General features: G+C 73.1%; 15 protein-coding genes. 10 read left to right on the top strand and 5 right to left on the bottom strand.

What is annotated here, in order from left to right; genetic code table 11:
- Positions 1-96: 96 nt before the first annotated feature.
- Complete coding sequence (gene sepH / locus ACFWIC_RS39580; RefSeq protein ID WP_329882666.1) at positions 97-1,173, bottom strand: septation protein SepH; 1,077 nt, start codon at positions 1,171-1,173, stop codon at positions 97-99.
- 581 nt (positions 1,174-1,754) lie between these two features.
- Between sepH and ACFWIC_RS39575 the strand changes: the two genes are divergently transcribed.
- Positions 1,755-2,663 (top strand): hypothetical protein, encoded by a 909-nt coding sequence (locus ACFWIC_RS39575; RefSeq protein ID WP_380521931.1) that lies wholly within the window; start codon positions 1,755-1,757, stop codon positions 2,661-2,663.
- A gap of 63 nt (positions 2,664-2,726) precedes the next feature.
- On the opposite strand, the gene ACFWIC_RS39570 is transcribed toward ACFWIC_RS39575, so the two are convergent.
- Positions 2,727-4,049, bottom strand: a complete 1,323-nt coding sequence (locus ACFWIC_RS39570; RefSeq protein ID WP_355405192.1) for a D-arabinono-1,4-lactone oxidase — start codon at positions 4,047-4,049, stop codon at positions 2,727-2,729.
- A gap of 92 nt (positions 4,050-4,141) precedes the next feature.
- A complete protein-coding gene (locus tag ACFWIC_RS39565) occupies positions 4,142-5,398 on the bottom strand; it encodes an MFS transporter (RefSeq protein WP_380362655.1) in 1,257 nt (418 codons plus the stop codon).
- 131 nt (positions 5,399-5,529) lie between these two features.
- Between ACFWIC_RS39565 and ACFWIC_RS39560 the strand changes: the two genes are divergently transcribed.
- Together ACFWIC_RS39560 and ACFWIC_RS39555 are read left to right on the top strand one after the other, a co-directional pair.
- A complete protein-coding gene (locus ACFWIC_RS39560; RefSeq protein WP_380521929.1) occupies positions 5,530-6,672 on the top strand; it encodes a ferrochelatase in 1,143 nt (380 codons plus the stop codon).
- 19 nt (positions 6,673-6,691) lie between these two features.
- Positions 6,692-7,525: an inositol monophosphatase family protein gene (locus ACFWIC_RS39555; RefSeq protein ID WP_380521927.1), complete on the top strand. Its 834-nt coding sequence runs from the start codon at positions 6,692-6,694 to the stop codon at positions 7,523-7,525.
- Between the two features lie 176 nt (positions 7,526-7,701).
- Here the strand turns inward: ACFWIC_RS39555 and ACFWIC_RS39550 are convergent, their stop codons facing one another.
- Positions 7,702-7,887, bottom strand: a complete 186-nt coding sequence (locus ACFWIC_RS39550) for a hypothetical protein (protein ID WP_030301315.1) — start codon at positions 7,885-7,887, stop codon at positions 7,702-7,704.
- 452 nt (positions 7,888-8,339) lie between these two features.
- Here ACFWIC_RS39550 and ACFWIC_RS39545 point away from each other — a divergent pair, with 452 nt between their 5' ends.
- From ACFWIC_RS39545 to ACFWIC_RS39530, 4 genes are all read left to right on the top strand, one after another.
- Positions 8,340-8,993, top strand: coding sequence for a response regulator transcription factor (locus ACFWIC_RS39545; RefSeq protein ID WP_329489897.1), 654 nt, complete (start codon positions 8,340-8,342; stop codon positions 8,991-8,993).
- A gap of 67 nt (positions 8,994-9,060) precedes the next feature.
- Positions 9,061-10,368 carry a sensor histidine kinase gene (locus ACFWIC_RS39540; RefSeq protein ID WP_380362647.1) on the top strand — a complete coding sequence of 436 codons (1,308 nt, stop codon included), beginning with the start codon at positions 9,061-9,063 and terminating at the stop codon, positions 10,366-10,368.
- Between the two features lie 292 nt (positions 10,369-10,660).
- Positions 10,661-11,644, top strand: a complete 984-nt coding sequence (locus tag ACFWIC_RS39535) for an acyl-ACP desaturase (RefSeq protein WP_380362645.1) — start codon at positions 10,661-10,663, stop codon at positions 11,642-11,644.
- A 597-nt stretch (positions 11,645-12,241) separates the two neighbouring features.
- Positions 12,242-12,541 (top strand): DUF4193 domain-containing protein, encoded by a 300-nt coding sequence (locus tag ACFWIC_RS39530; protein ID WP_327681335.1) that lies wholly within the window; start codon positions 12,242-12,244, stop codon positions 12,539-12,541.
- A gap of 266 nt (positions 12,542-12,807) precedes the next feature.
- On the opposite strand, the gene ACFWIC_RS39525 is transcribed toward ACFWIC_RS39530, so the two are convergent.
- Positions 12,808-13,257 (bottom strand): DUF3093 domain-containing protein, encoded by a 450-nt coding sequence (locus tag ACFWIC_RS39525; protein ID WP_329882673.1) that lies wholly within the window; start codon positions 13,255-13,257, stop codon positions 12,808-12,810.
- A gap of 135 nt (positions 13,258-13,392) precedes the next feature.
- On the opposite strand from ACFWIC_RS39525, the gene ACFWIC_RS39520 reads away from it, so the two are divergent.
- From ACFWIC_RS39520 to ACFWIC_RS39510, 3 genes are all read left to right on the top strand, one after another.
- Entirely contained in the window at positions 13,393-13,971 is a 579-nt protein-coding gene (locus tag ACFWIC_RS39520) for a PaaI family thioesterase (RefSeq protein ID WP_380521933.1), read from the top strand.
- Positions 13,968-14,435, top strand: a complete 468-nt coding sequence (dut, locus tag ACFWIC_RS39515) for a dUTP diphosphatase (protein ID WP_329882674.1) — start codon at positions 13,968-13,970, stop codon at positions 14,433-14,435. The genes ACFWIC_RS39520 and dut overlap by 4 nt, the downstream gene beginning before the upstream one ends.
- Before the next feature lie 69 nt (positions 14,436-14,504).
- A complete protein-coding gene (locus ACFWIC_RS39510; RefSeq protein ID WP_329950052.1) occupies positions 14,505-15,308 on the top strand; it encodes a DUF3710 domain-containing protein in 804 nt (267 codons plus the stop codon).
- Positions 15,309-15,511: the final 203 nt, after the last annotated feature.

Below are 15,511 nucleotides of genomic sequence, written 5' to 3'. Positions count from 1 at the left end.
GCCGACGCCACCCCGTCTCGGGTGACGGGGGACGGTTTGACGATGGGGCGGGAGGCCACGGCCTCCCGCCCCTTCGTCACACCGTCGTGCCCGGTGTCACTCCTGCTTCTTGCGCCGGCTGCCGAAGACGATCTCGTCCCAGCTCGGCACGGTGGCCCGGCGCCCGGGCCGGACGCCGTCCGCCTCGGCCTGCCGGTCGGTGGTGCCGACCAGTCGCTCCCGGTGCGGCGCGACCGCGCGCGGCATCAGGATGTCCGCGTACGCGGAGCCCGCGCCGACCGCCGGAGCGGCGGCCGCCGGTTCCTCGGCCTCCTCGGCGACCTCGGCGGGCATCGGCTCGACCGGCGGCGGGGCGCCCACGGCGAGGTCGCCCCGGAACGCCGGGACGACGTCCAGCAGGCTGGTCAGCGAGTCCCTGGCCTCGGCCGTCGCCTCGCGGGACTCGCGCACCTCGCGGGACGACATGATCCGGTCCGCGGAGGGACGGTCGATCATCGGCCGCAGCGGCCGGTCGTGGGGGAGCCGGGCGATCCGCGGGATGAACGGGAAGACCGACTCCTCCTCGCGCTCGACGTTCTCGCCGATCAGCGCGCGGGCCTCGTCGTCGTTGGGCTGCACCAGGCGCCGGGGCGGGTCGTACGTCCAGGCCGCGCTGCGGCCCTCGCCGTCGGCCCGGTAGGAGAGGATGACCTCCCACGTACCGTCGTCGCGGCGCCAGGAGTCCCAGCGCTCGGTGTCCTTCTCCGCGCCGCGCAGCGCCAGCCGCTCGGCCACCGCCTCGCCCAGCTGGGGGCCGGAGGACTCGCCGTGCCGGCGGATCGCGGTCTTCCGGGCCCGCTCGGCCATGAAGGCGCGCTCGGCCAGGACGGGACCCTCGAAGCGTCGGACGCGGTCGACGGAGATGCCGGCCGCCTGCGCGACCTCCTCGGCGGAGGCACCGGCTCGTATCCGGGCCTGGATGTCCCGAGGACGGAGGTGGCTCTCCACCTCGATCTCGATCTGGCCGAGACGCGGACGGTCACCACGGATGGCGGCACGAAGCCGCTCGTCGATGGGAAGGGTGTACTCCGTGCTGTCGGCGGCCTTGAGCACCAGCCGTGTGCCGTCGTTGCTGACGGCCACAACCCGCAGTTCGGGCACGGTTACCTCCCGGGTGGTGCCTGCCGACGTCACCTGCGTCGCTGCTCCCGTACTGAGTGTGGCCTGCCCGCTCGCGACTGGCCACAACCTTGCTGAGTTCCCCGGCGTGTCGGGCTTACGCCCGGTCACGCCGCTGTGGCACGGTTGCCTTTTTGCCACGCCATCCGTCGACGTCGCGCCTGGGTGTCCCGGCCGTTCTCGCACGCGCAGTGAACGCGACGATCCGGGACGGGCGTCGCCGTGCGTGTCTGCACCGTGGCTCCTTGTCGGCTTCCCTGTTGATGGGTAGTCGACAAGTCGACCCAAGGCTCAGGCTTTACGAACAGTACTCCATTCGTGGCAACCAGAGGGGCGGCTCGCCGCTCAAGTCTCCCGCGATTCACGGGAATCTCAAGAGCGCACGACCTCAATGGCCGAGGATCACCCGGTGAACGGTGATCATCTTCACATATATCTCCCGCACAGAACCGCATTTTCGACCCTTGTGTCCTTCTTTGGGCAAGATGGAGTGACTTGTTCGAAAGACAGTCGTACTGACTTGAGGGATGTCGATGCCGCAGGAGAAGCCCGCCGGGGAGGACGGCAAGGAAGGTCGCAGGCGAATTGATCTGAGTGTGGCTCAGGTCGTGGCGAGTGCGCTGGCCACGGTGGTGGGGGCGCTGCTCGCGTCCGAACTCGGGGTCTACGGAACCATTCTGGGCGCGGCCGTGGTGAGTGTCGGCGCGACCACCGGCGGTGCGGTGTTCCAGCACGTTTTCAAAAGGACCGGCGAACAGCTGCGGGAGGCGGTGGACCGCACCGCCGCGCCGGGCCAGTTGGCGAACGGGCTCCGGCAGGCGACCGGACCGCAACCGGTGCCGGGGGGCTCCACCACCCCGTCCTCGACCCGCCCTTCCGAGCCGCCCTCCGCGGAGTGGAACGCCCCGCGCACGGTCCGGGCGCGTCGGCGCTGGACGTGGAAGTCGTACGCGACGGTCTCCGCGCTGGTCTTCACGCTCGCGATGGTGCCGATACTCGCGTTCGAGCTCGCCACCGGGCAGCCGGTGTCCGCGACGGTGAAGGGCGGGTCGGGTACCGGCACCTCGCTGGGCGGCACGGTCGAGCGGAAGCCACCGGCCCCGTCGGACGGCGGGCCGTCGGGTGGCGGACCCTCCTCCGTCCCCTCGCCCGTGCCGTCTCCCGGTGCGACCGGCGGTCCGGGGGCCTCGCCCTCGGCGGGCAAGGGCGGCGGCGCCTCGGAACGCCCGAGCCCGGGAACGAGTCCGAGCGCGGGCACCGGGACGTCCGGCGCCGCGTCCCCCTCGGCCGGCTCCACGCCGGACCCGGGCGGGAGTCCGGGCGCGACGCCCTCCGCCCGCCCCTCCGGCGAGTCGTCCGCGCCGTCCGGGGGCGGGGCCTCCGCCGGTCCGTCCGGCGGTGCGACGCCGAAGCCCCCGGCCCCGGGTACCGCGGTCGTCCCGCCGGCGGCCACCGCCCCGGCGGCTCCGGATCCGCAGCAGCAGCCGGGCGGGTCGGGTCAGTAGGGCCGCCCGAGACGGCCGAGGCAGGCGGGTCGGGCGGGTCGGGCAGGTCGGGCGGGGAAGCGGCTAGGCCCCCAGCACCCGGCGGAGGTGGTCGTTGCCGAACCGGCGGTCCGGGTCGACCTCGTCCCGCAGCGCGGTGAAGTCCGCGAACCGGGGGTAGGCCCCGGCGAGGTACTCGGCGTCCCGGGTGTGCAGCTTGCCCCAGTGCGGCCGCCCCCGGTGGGCGGTCATGAGTTGCTCGACGGCCGTGAAGTAGCCCTGTTCGGCGGTGCCCCGGTAGAGGTGGACGGCGATGTAGGCGGTGTCCCGGCCGTGGGCGGTGGAGAGCCAGAGGTCGTCGGCGGGCGCGAACCGCACCTCGACCGGGAAGCTGATCCGCCAGTCCGACCGTTCGACCATCGCCCTCAGCTCGCGCAGGACGTCGCCGACCGCCTCACGCGGCACCGCGTACTCCATCTCGGTGAACCGGACCGTGCGGGGGCTGGTGAACACCCGGTACGCGGTGTCGGTGTAGCTCCGGTCCGACCAGGCGCGGCTGGCCACCGCGGCGATGGTGGGCACCGCGGCGGGGAACCGGCGGCCGACCCGGCAGGCCCCCTCCCAGACGGTGTTGGAGAGGAAGTCGTCCTCCAGCCACTCCTTGAACCGGGGCAGCGGTGCGGCCGGCCCCTGGCTGCGGTTGTTCCGCTTGGTCGAGCAGCGGGACGTGTGCGGGAACCAGTAGAACTCGAAGTGCTCGTTGACGGCGGTCAGGTCGTCCAGCCGCTCCAGTACCTCGTCGAAGCCCATCGGCTGCTCGTGGGCGGTGAGGAGGAAGGCCGGTTCCACCGCGAAGGTGAGCGCGGTGATCACGCCGAGCGCGCCGAGGCCGAGCCGGGCGCCCTCGAAGAGCCGCGCGTTCTCGGTGGGGGAGCACTGCCGGATGCTGCCGTCGGCGAGCACGATCTCCAGCCCGCGGAGCTGGGCGGCGAGCGAGGCGGAGTCCCGGCCGGTGCCGTGGGTGCCGGTACTGGTGGCGCCGGCCGCGGTCTGCACCTCGATGTCGCCCATGTTGGTGAGCGAGAGGCCGGCGGCGGCGAGCACCCGGTTGAGCCGGTGCAGCGGGAGCCCGGCCTCGACGGTGACCGTGCCGTTCTCCCGGTCGACGCCCCGGACGGCGGTCATCGCGTGCGGGCGGACCAGGACGCCGTCCCCGGCGGAGGCGATCGAGGTGAAGGAGTGGCCGGAGCCGACCGCCTTGACCGTCCGGCCCCCGTCGGCGGCGCGCAGGATCTCCTTGGCCAGTTCCTCCGCCGTCCCGGGGGTGACCGCCCGGGCCGGGTGGGCGCTCTGGTTGCCCGCCCAGTTGGTCCAGCGGGTACGGGCTGCGGTCCTGGCCTGGGGCATTGCGGCGCCTCCTGCTCCGTGGCCGAGCGGCGTCGGCGCACCTGGGTCCCTACCCGCGGGTAGCCCACGGGTAGGGAGGAGGGTAAGTCAGCTCACCGTTCGAGGTCTACGGTCTTGGCGGCGGGCTGCGTGGCCTCCAGCGCGGCCAGGCCGGTCCGCAGCCGCCCCGTCCCGATCAGCGCGGCGACCACGCCGAACGCCCCGGCGGTCAACGGCACCCAGTATCCGGCGGCCGCCCCGGCCGCGTCGACCACCCAGCCGCCGGCCGAGGAGCCGGTCGCGACACCGAGGGCGAGCCCCGTGGTCGTCCAGGTCATGCCCTCGGTCAGCTGGGCCGGCGGGACCAGCCGCTCGACCAGCGCCATCGCGGTGATCAGGGTGGGGGAGATGGCGATGCCCGCGATCAGCAGCGCGCCGCCGACCGCCACCAGTCCGCCGACCCCGCTCACCGACTCGGCGATCAGCAGCAGCGGCACCATGCTGACCGCCATGAACACCACCCCGCCGAGGAAGCGGCCGGCCATGGAGCCGGTCAGCTTCAGCGTCCCGAACACCACCCCGGCCAGGCAGGAGCCGAAGGCCCAGAGCGCCAGGATCACGCTGGAGATCGCCGTGTGCCCCTGCGCCTTCGCGTAGGCGACGGTGACCACCTCGACCGAGCCGAAGATCGCGCCGGTCGCCACGAAGGTCAGGATCAGCACCTGGAGGCCGCGGTTGCGGATCACCGGTGTGCCGGTGTGCCGGGCGGAGGGGTGGACGGGCGGCTCGGTGCTCCGCTGGGCGGCGAACAGCACCACGCCCACCGCGAGGAAGACCCCGGCGAGCAGCACGCCCGCCTCCGGGAACACGGAGGTGGCCAGGGTCACGGCGAGGATCGGGCCCACGATGAAGCAGACCTCGTCGACCACCGCCTCGAACGAGTACGCGGTGTGCAGCCGCGGCGCCTGGTCCCGGTACAGGTGCGCCCAGCGGGCCCGGACCATCGCCCCGGCGCTCGGCATCACGCCCATCCCGGCCGCGAACACGAAGAGCGTCCAGGCCGGAGCCCCCAGCCGCGCGCAGATCAGCAGCCCGACGGCGGCGGCGACGGTGATCGCGGTGGCGGGCATCAGGATCCGGCGCTGTCCGTGCCGGTCCACCAGCCGGGAGACCTGAGGCCCCAGGACCGCCGCGGACACCGCCATCGTGGCCGACACGAGGCCGGCCACACCGAAGGAGCCTCTGAGCTCGGAGAGCATCGTGACGATGCCGATCCCCGTCATGGAGATCGGCAGCCGGGCTATGAATCCGGTGGACGAGAAGGCCAGACTGCCGGGTGCGGCGAAGATCTGGCGGTAGCTGGACAGCACGGGAGCTCCGCAGGGGGGTAAGGAACGAGACCGGTAAGGACAGCCTACGAACCTTGGCAAACTGGATTTTTCCGGGCACCAGGGGCGGCCCCGACCCAGGCGGTCCGTCCCGCAGTGGCAGGATCGGTGCCATGTCCGACGCGCGCAACACCTCCCTCACCGGCGCCGCCCCGTACGACGCGCTGCTGCTGCTCTCCTTCGGCGGGCCCGAGGCCCCCGAGGACGTCGTCCCGTTCCTCGAGAACGTCACCCGGGGCCGCGGCATCCCGAAGGAACGCCTGCGGGAGGTGGGCAAGCACTACTTCCTGTTCGGCGGCGTGAGTCCGATCAACGAGCAGAACCGCGAGCTGCTGGCCGCGCTGCGCAAGGACTTCGCCGAGCACGGCCTCGGCCTGCCGGTCTACTGGGGCAACCGGAACTGGGCGCCCTACCTGGTCGACACCCTGCGCGAGGCGGTCGCCGACGGGCACCGCCGGATCGCCGTCCTCGCCACCAGCGCCTACGCCGGGTACTCCGGCTGCCGCCAGTACCGGGAGAACCTCGCCGTCGCGCTGGCCGCGCTCGCGGCCGAGGGCCTGCCCGTGCCGGCCGTCGACATGCTGCGCCACTTCTACAACCACCCCGGCTTCGTCGAGCCGATGATCGACGCCACCCTGGACGCCCTGACCCGGCTCCCCGAGGACGTCCGGGACGGCGCCCGGCTGGCGTTCACCACCCACTCGATCCCGGACACCATGGCCGAGAGCTCCGGCGCCCCGGACGACCCGGCCCGCGGTCGCCCCGGCGGCGCGTACGTCGCCCAGCACCTGGACGTGGCCCGGCTGGTCGCCACCGCCGTCGCCGAGCGGACCGGCGTCCGGGACCGGCCCTGGGACCTGGTCTTCCAGAGCCGCAGCGGCGCCCCGCACACCCCGTGGCTGGAACCGGACATCTGCGACCACCTGGAGGCCCGGCACGCCGAGGGCGACCCGGCCGTGGTGATGGTCCCGATCGGCTTCGTCTCCGACCACATGGAGGTCAAGTACGACCTCGACACCGAGGCGGCGGCCAAGGCCGCCGAACTCGGCCTGCCGGTCGCCCGGGCCGCCACCGTCGGCGCCGACCCCCGGTTCACCGCGGCCGTCCGCGAACTCGTCCTGGAGCGGGCCGCCGCCGAGCGCGGCGAGCCGGTGACCCGTCGCGCCCTCGGCACGCTCGGCCCCGGCCACGACGTCTGCGCGGTCGCCTGCTGCCCCAACCCGCGCGCCCCCCGCCCGGCCGCCGCCGAGCGCTGACCCCTCCGAGGAGACCTTCGTGACCAGCCCCGCCGTTCCCGGAACCGCCGCGCCCGACCCGGCCCTGCTCGACGAGCTGCTCGACGTCGCCCTGGACGCCGCCCGGCGGGCGGGCGCCCTGCTGCTCGACGGCAGGCCCGCCGACCTGGGCGTGGCCGGGACCAAGAGCAGCCCGGTCGACGTGGTCACCGAGATGGACCTGGCCTCCGAGAAGCTCGTCCTGGAGCTGATCGCCGAACGCCGCCCCAGGGACGGCTACCTGGGCGAGGAGGGCGCCGAGCGGGCCGGCACCAGCGGCGTGCGCTGGGTCGTCGACCCGCTCGACGGCACCGTGAACTACCTCTACGGACTGCCGTCCTGGGCGGTCAGCGTGGCCGCCGAGCTGGACGGGCGGGCGGTGGCCGGGGTGGTCCTCGCACCGGCCCGGGGCGAGCTGTTCCAGGCCGTGCTGGGCCGCGGCGCGCAGCTGGACGGCCGGCCGATCGGGGCCCGTCCGGCGCCCCCGTGGGGCCAGGCCCTGATCGCCACCGGCTTCAACTACGTGCAGCCGGTCCGGGTCCGGCAGGCCGAGGTGCTGCTGGCCCTGATGCCCGAGGTGCGCGACATCCGCCGGGGCGGCGCCGCCGCGGTGGACCTCTGTGACGTCGCCGCCGGCCGGCTGGACGGCTACTACGAGCGCGGGCTGGCCCCCTGGGACCGGGCCGCCGGCTGCCTGATCGCCGCCGAGGCCGGTGCGCTGGTCGGCGGCCGACCCGGCCACGGGCCGGACGGAGCGCTGACGGTGGCCGCCGCGCCCGGCGTCTACGAGCCGCTCCAGGAGCGCCTCGCCGCCCTGCGGGCCTGGGCCGACTGACCCGCTCCCGGGCGCGGCCGGCCAGCGAGCGCGTGCCGCGCCCGCTCCGGCTGGGGCCCGCGGCCGTGCCGGGACAGCGAAGAGCCCTGGCATACGGGGGATGCCAGGGCCTGGGTTCTCGCACGACCCCCTCAGGGCCGCTGGTGCCGGGGAACCGGCGTCGGGTCGGTGGTCGGTCAGGCGGCGGTGCGGTGCCGTTCCAGCACCGTGTCCACGCCGTGTTCGGCGGCAAGCCGGCGGAGGTCGTCCAGCTCGGACTGTTCCACCTCGGCCAGGAATTCGTCCCCGGCCTCGATCGCGCGGTGCAGATCCTGCTCGGCGTTGGCGATGCGCTGCAGGATTCCGGCGGTGAAGGCGTCCATACGGGCCCCCTTACTGTGTCGGACGTGCACGGTCGTGCGTCCCCCGCCCCGAGGTCGTGGTGGCCAGCGGAAGCGTCCGAGCCGGGCAGTGAAGTCTCCGGTCGGGCGCGGAGACGGCCCTCGGCCGCTCCCGTGACGCCCCAGCCCCAGGGCCGGCGCGGATGAACGCACGGCGGGTGGGTGCGATCGGCCTACAGCCAGATCGCGGGTGTGCAGCTGTCCTCCCCGCCCCCGGGACGGGGAAACCTCCCCGCGCGAGAAAGTTGCCCGCGTCACAGTCCAATCGGAGTGGTGGACACCCGAACCGTCACCGGACCGTTGCCCGGCGGCCGGCCGCCGCTGCCTCCGGGGCAGCTTATCGCTGCTTTACCGCAGGACCAGGCAGGATGGGGGGCACCGTCGGAGCCGTGCGTCCGCTTTTCCGGGGCCGGCCTGGAGAAGGGACAACGACCGTGCGGGTTCTCGTCGTCGAGGACGAGCAGCTGCTCGCCGAGGCAGTCGCCACAGGTCTGCGCCGCGAGGCGATGGCCGTCGACGTGGTGTACGACGGGGAGGCCGCGCTCCAGCGCATCGCGGTCAACGACTACGACGTGGTCGTGCTCGACCGGGACCTTCCGCTGGTCCACGGTGACGACGTCTGCCGCAGCGTGGTCGACCAGGGCCTGGCCACCAGGGTGATCATGCTGACCGCCTCCGGTGACATCAGCGACCGCGTCGAAGGGCTGGAGATCGGAGCGGACGACTACCTTCCGAAGCCGTTCGCCTTCAGCGAACTCGTCGCCCGGGTCCGGGCGCTGGGCCGCCGTGCGACCGTCCCGCTGCCCCCCGTCCTGGAACGGGCCGGCATCTCGGTCGACCCCGGCCGCCGCGAGGTGATCCGCGACGGACGGCCCGTCCAGCTGGCCCCCAAGGAGTTCGCCGTCCTGGAGGTCCTGATGCGGGCCGGCGGAGCCGTCGTCTCCGCCGAGCAGCTGCTCGAAAAGGCCTGGGACGAGCACACCGACCCGTTCACCAACGTCGTGCGCGTCACCGTGATGACGCTGCGCCGCAAGCTCGGCGACCCGCCGGTGATCGTCACCGTGCCGGGCTCCGGCTACCGGATCTGACCGTACCGGCCCCCGCGGCCGGCCCCATCGCGCCCGCCGCCCCGGCGGACGCTCCGAGAGGACCATCATGACCACCCCGCCCACGGCCGGCGGGCCCTCCGGCGCGCCCGCCGGCGGGCGCGCCGCAGGACCCAGGGCCGTGCCGCCGAAGCCCGTGCACCCGCCGCGCGCCCCCCGGTTGCACCAGCCGCAGGACACCTACGTGCCCGGCGACGGCATGCTCGCCTGGCTGCCGTTCCGCCCCACCATCCGGATCCGGCTGACCCTGCTCTACGGCGGGATGTTCCTGATGGCCGGCGTGGTCCTGCTGATGCTCATGTACTTCTTCCTCCGCCAGGCCCTGCACGACGTCGCGCCGCCGCCCTTCATCTTCGAGAAGGGCACCACCGTCAACGGCGTGGTGATGACCCCCGAGCAGTTCAACCAGTTCCTCGTGAAGCGGCACGAGGCCGCCTCCAGCGCGGCCCTCAACACCCTGCTGCGCAAGTCCCTCACCGTGCTGGTCTGCCTCGCCGTGATCGCCTTCGCGGCCGGCTACGCGATGGCCGGCCGGGTGCTGCGCCCGCTGGGCCGGATCACCCGCACCGCCCGCGAGGTCGCCTCCTCCGACCTGCACCGGCGGATCGAGCTGGACGGGCCGGACGACGAGCTCAAGGAGCTGGCCGACACCTTCGACGACATGCTCGACCGCCTCGACCACTCCTTCGACTCCCAGCGACGCTTCGTCGCCAACGCCTCGCACGAGCTGCGCACCCCGCTGGCGATCAACCGGACCCTGCTGGAGGTCCAGCTCTCCGACCCCGACGCCTCGAACGACCTCCAGCAGCTCGGCAAGACCCTGCTCGCCACCAACGAGCGCAGCGAGCAGTTGGTGGAGGGCCTCCTGCTGCTCGCCCGCAGCGACAACGAGCTGACCGACCGCCGTCCGGTGGAATTCTCCGAGGTGGCCACCAGGGCGCTGGAGCAGACCCGGGCCGAGGCCGGCAACCGCGAGGTCGAGCTGCGCGCCACGCTCCACCCGGCGACGGTCGCCGGGAACGGGGTGCTGCTGGAGCGGATCGCGCTCAACCTGCTGCAGAACGCCGTCCGCTACAACTCCGCCGGCGGGTGGGTCGAGATCACCACCGCCCCGGTGCCCGGCGGAGGCGAGCTCGTGGTCTCCAACACCGGCCCGGTCGTCCCCGGGTACGAGCTGGAGCACATCTTCGAACCGTTCCGCCGGGTGAAGGGGGCCGACCGGACCCGCAGCGACAAGGGCGTCGGCCTCGGACTCTCGATCGTCCGCTCGGTGGTCCGCGCGCACCACGGCACCATCGAGGCCACCCCGCGTTCCGGCGGCGGCCTCACGATGCGCGTGCGCATCCCCGGCGCCTGAGCCGCACCACCGGGCGCGCCGGGAGCGTCCGAGGGCCCTCCCGGCCCCGTCAGGGCCCTCCTGGCCCCTCCGTGGTCCGTACCGGCCGTCCGTGCCGCCCGGCCTCCGCGCCCCGACCGCTAGCCGCCCCCGTCAGGCTGTCAAGAAGACATAAGCCCTGGCGGGGGCGGCTTGTCTTTTCCGGCCCGAGCAACTTACGGTGTCGTAACCTACGCAACCGTAAGTGCGTATCCGACGCGCCCGTCCCAACGCGCCCGTCCCGCGCGTGCCCGTCCCCCAGGAGTTCAGACTCGTGACCATCGCCCCCGTGCAGCGCAGCGCCTCGCTCGGTTCGAGCACCTGGACCGACGCCCGGCTGATCCTGGCCCTCGAAGAGGTCGTCGAGAAGGAACTCGACCGCCACCTGAAGGTCGCCAAGGAGTGGATGCCCCACGAGTTCGTCCCGTGGAGCCAGGGCCGCGACTTCGACGGCGTCCTCGGCGGCGAGGCCTGGGAGCTCGGCCAGTCCAAGGTGACCCCGCTCGGCCGGGTCGCGCTGGTGGTCAACCTGCTCACCGAGGACAACCTCCCGAGCTACCACCACGAGATCGCGACCATGTTCGGCCGCGAGGGCGCGTGGGGTGCCTGGGTGCACCGCTGGACCGCGGAGGAGGGCCGGCACGGGATAGCGATCCGTGACTACCTGCTCACCACCCGGGCCGTCGACCCGGTCGAGCTGGAGCGGGCCCGGATGGCGCACATGTCGGAGGGCTTCGAGTCCGACAACGCGCACAGCATGCTGCAGTCGGTCGCCTACGTGGCCTTCCAGGAGCTCGCGACCCGCATCTCGCACCGCAACACCGGCCACTTCGCCGGCGACCCGCTGTGCGAGCAGCTGCTCGCGAAGATCGCCAACGACGAGAACCTGCACATGGTCTTCTACCGGAACCTGCTGAAGGCCGCCCTGGAGATCGCCCCCGACCAGGCCATGCGGGCCATCGCCGACGTGGTGACCGACTTCCGGATGCCGGGCCACGGGATCCCCGGCTTCGAGCGTGCCGCCGCCCAGATCGCCATCGGCGGCGTCTACAACCTGCGGATCCACCTCGACGACGTGCTGCAGCCGGTGCTGCGCCACCTCAAGGTCATGGAGGTGGGCGGTCTCGGTCCGGAGGGCGCGCGGGCCCAGGAGGAGCTCGGCCTCTTCCTCGCCGGGCTGGACGCCCAGGCGACCAAGTTCGACGAGCGGCAGGCCGCGCTGCAGGCCCGCCGGGCGGCCCGCAAGGCCGCCAAGTAGCCGGCGCCCGCGCCCACCCCCCGGCCGGAGCGGCCGGGGGTCCGACGGGAGCGGGAGCGGCCCTCCGCGCGGCCTCCCGACCGCCCGGAGGGCAGTGTGCCGGACACGAACTCGGGGGCCGGAAGGTCACGGACCGGGCCGCTCCGGTTGGGCGGATTTTCCACGTTTTGCCCGGGAAGATTCAGAACGTGACCAAGCTCACACCGTGTCGCTGCGCGATGCGGGACGACCTCGGAGCGTGATCATGCCCGCGGCGTCGCCGATCGCTTTCCGTGAGCGGATCGATGATCGACTCCGACGCGGAGGATTGACCCGCGTCCCTGGTGGGCAAGGGAATTCGCAGGCGCCGCACGGGCTTTTGATCACTCTCCGTGTCCGCCGCGCGGGCGTTCCGGCGGCGTGGCGATGGCCCAGCGTGAGGCCCCTCGCACCCGAGTCGATCACCCCAACGGACCCCCGGCTGAGTGTCGATTGAGTAACAGGGCTTGAAGTAAGGCAAAATCTCCGCCTCGGGTCGGGCACAAGACCGACCCCCCATGCGTTACGTGCGCTGGAGATACCGCACACACCGCACAACCCGGAGGGGGAGAGCGAAATATGGCTACCGACTACGACACCCCACGCAAGACCGACGACGAGCTCAACGAGGACAGCATCGAGGAGCTCAAGGCTCGGCGGAACGACAAGGGCGGAAGCTCCGTCGACGTCGACGAGTTCGAAGCTGCCGAGGGCATGGAGCTCCCCGGCGCGGACCTCTCGAACGAGGAGCTCTCCGTCAGGGTGCTGCCTCGGCAGGCCGACGAGTTCACCTGCATGAGCTGCTTCCTGGTCCACCACCGCAGCCAGCTGTACAGCGAGAAGAACGGCAACCCGATCTGCCGGGACTGCGGCGCCTGAGGACCAGGGCGGCCATGACTCGGGCCTCGCGATTTCAGCGAGACCGGTACAACGCCCCTTCCGGCCCCGGGCAGCGGGGCCGGACGGCAGCTCCGGCGGTCGCCGTGGCGGACGCACCAGTCATACGGTCATACGGAGATACAGAGGGACGGTCCCGCGAAGGCGGAACCGTCCCTCTCCGTTTTTCTGTTGTCCGCGTCCCGGCGGGGTCCGCTCGGCGGGCCCGCCCCCGGTGCGGCCCCGGTGCGGCCCCGGTCAGGCCCCGGTCAGGCGCGGGCGCCCCGGCGGGCCTCGTCCAGGGCCTCGGCCAGCTTCATCGGGGAGCGGGTCGACAGGTAGAGGTACGGCGTCGGGTCGGCCGGATCGGTCACCTCGACCCGCAGCGCCGTCGGAACGTAGCTGCGCAGCAGCATGAACGCCCGCGGATCGGCCTTCGGCCCGCGCCAGGCCACGGCCTCGGCCGGGCTGAGCGGGTGGGCGGCGCCGAGGGCGTCCACCGGGATCCGGGCCGGGCCGGCCACCAGGGATCCCTGGACCACCCGGATCCGGGCCGAGCCGTAACTGCTGATCGCGGCCGCACCGGCGGCGATGCCGACCACCAGTCCGACCAGCGCGCCCACCGCGCTGATTCGCAGCAGGGTCAGCGCGAGCGTGAGGCCGATCGCGACCGGGAACAACCACCAGGAGCGCGGCGCGGTGAGGCGTTCGTCGTACATGCCCCCATTGTGGGCGCCGCAACGGCCGGCCCTGGACGGCACCCCCGGTCCCGGCCCGCCTACCGGTCGGTAGGGTGGGGCGGCGTGACCGGTTCGATAGCCCCCACCTCCCCCTCCGTCCCGTCGGCGCCGGCCGTGCCGCGGTCGTCGACCACGCCGCCGCCGGAGGCCGTCCTCCCCGAGCGCGCCCCGGAGGCCCCCGCCCCGGGCACCCGGCTCGGCTCGCACTACGAACACTGCTTCGGCTGCGGCCCCCGGCACCCCACGGGCCTGCGGATCGACGCGGTGGCCGGCGAGGGCCTGGACGTCACCGGCGAGTTCACCGTCCGTTCCGAGCACCAGGGCGGCCCGGGTCTGGCCCACGGCGGCCTGCTGACCACCGCCATGGACGAGATCCTCGGCTCGCTCAACTGGCTGCTGCACGCCCCCGGCGTCACCGGCCGGCTGGAGACCGACTTCCTCGCCCCGGTACCGGTGGACACCCGGCTTCACCTCCGCGCCTGGGTCACCGGCGTCCACGGTCGGAAGGTCTACAGCGCCGCCGAGGGCCGGATCGGCGGACCGGACGGACCGGTCGCCGTGCGCGCGCAGGCACTCTTCATCCAGGTGAAGCTGGAACACTTCACCAAGCACGGTCGTCCGGAGGACATCGAGAAGGTCCTCGACGACCCTGACCTGATGCAGCGCGCCCGAGCCCTTGAGGTGAACCCTTGACCAGCACCCCCCGCCCGCCCCTGGACGTCCTGATCCGGCGGATCGACGCCGAGCTGCCGCTGCCCGCGTACGCGCAGCCCGGCGACGCGGGAGCCGACCTGCGGACCACCGTCGACGCGGAGTTGGCCCCCGGCGAGCGGGCCGTGCTTCCCACCGGTGTCGCCATTGCGCTGCCCGACGGTTACGCGGCGTTCGTCCACCCCCGGTCCGGCCTGGCAGCTCGTTGCGGTGTTGCTCTGGTGAACGCCCCAGGGACGGTCGATGCCGGGTACCGTGGAGAGATCAAGGTGATCGTCGTCAATCTGGACCCGCGCGAGGGGGTCAGCTTCCGCCGAGGGGACCGGATCGCCCAGCTGGTCATCCAGCAGGTCGAGAAGGCCCGCTTCCACGAGGTGGCCGAGCTGCCGGGGTCGGCACGCGCCGAGGGCGGGTTCGGGTCGACCGGCGGCCACGCCGCGGTCTAGGCTGCCCGCGGCCTCGCAGGAAGCCGAGCAGGTATTCGCATCGGTCTTGGACCGGGAAGGACAGTGACCGTGTTCCGTCGTCGCCAGAAGAGCGAGGACGCTGTCGAGCAGCTCGCCGACGACGCCATCAGCGCCGACGAGACGGCCGATGACGTCGAAGGTTCCGCCGAGAGCGAGAACGTGACCGACCTGGATCCGACGGACCGCGTCGGGCTGCCGCCGGCCCCGCGTCCGGAGGGGCCGTGGGACCACTCCGAGCTGGAGGGTCCCGAAGAGGGCCGGGTGGACCTCGGGGGCCTGCTGGTCCCCGGTGTCGAGGGCATGGAGCTCCGGGTCGAGGTGGCCGGCGAGTCGATCGTCGCCGCCACGCTCGTCCTCGGCAACAGCGCCATCCAGCTCCAGGCCTTCGCGGCCCCCAAGTCCGAGGGCATCTGGGGCGAGGTCCGCGAGGAGATCGCCACCGGCATCACCTCGCAGGGCGGCGTGGTCGAGGAGGAGGAGGGCCCGCTGGGCTGGCACCTCCGCGCACAGGTCCCCGTCCAGCTGCCGGACGGCACGCAGGGTGTCCAGCTGGTGCGCTTCGTCGGCTGTGACGGACCGCGCTGGTTCCTGCGCGGCGTGATCTCCGGCCAGGCCGCGGTGCAGCCCGAGGTGGGCGGCATCCTGGAGCAGGTCTTCCGGCAGACCGTCGTCGTCCGCGGCGAGGGCCCGATGGCACCCCGCGACCCGATCGTGCTGAAGCTGCCCGAGGACGCGCAGATGGTCGCCGACGGCGGCGGCGCGGTCACGGGCGCCGGTGAGGGCGACACCCGCTACACCGGCACCTCGCTCGACCCGTTCGCCCGCGGCCCGGAGATCACCGAGGTCCGCTGAGCACCGCGATCGCCCCCGTCCGGACCGCCGGACGGGGGCGATTTGCATGTGACGGGCCGATCCCCGTACAGTTCCGGAGTCGCCGCGAAAGAGCGGGGACAAGCAGGAAAGCAAATCGGATGAATGAAACTCCGGAAAACGGAGCGGAAAACGTCTGGTAAGCTGGAAACACGAAAGAACGAAGCGCCCGGAGGGCCGGTGTG

The sequence above is a fragment of the Kitasatospora sp. NPDC127035 genome (genome assembly GCF_042726075.1).
Lineage (GTDB): Bacteria > Actinomycetota > Actinomycetes > Streptomycetales > Streptomycetaceae > Kitasatospora.
Note: the sequence above shows the minus strand (reverse complement) of the source record. Positions and strands in the feature narration are given on the sequence as shown.

Coding starts and splice junctions, on each gene's coding strand:
- ACFWIC_RS39570 (WP_355405192.1), bottom strand. CDS start 4,049: ATGCCCCAGGCCAGGACCGCAGCCCGTACCCGCTGGACCAACTGGGCG.
- ACFWIC_RS39560 (WP_380521929.1), top strand. CDS start 5,530: ATGTCCGACGCGCGCAACACCTCCCTCACCGGCGCCGCCCCGTACGAC.
- ACFWIC_RS39550 (WP_030301315.1), bottom strand. CDS start 7,887: ATGGACGCCTTCACCGCCGGAATCCTGCAGCGCATCGCCAACGCCGAG.
- ACFWIC_RS39540 (WP_380362647.1), top strand. CDS start 9,061: ATGACCACCCCGCCCACGGCCGGCGGGCCCTCCGGCGCGCCCGCCGGC.
- ACFWIC_RS39530 (WP_327681335.1), top strand. CDS start 12,242: ATGGCTACCGACTACGACACCCCACGCAAGACCGACGACGAGCTCAAC.
- ACFWIC_RS39525 (WP_329882673.1), bottom strand. CDS start 13,257: ATGTACGACGAACGCCTCACCGCGCCGCGCTCCTGGTGGTTGTTCCCG.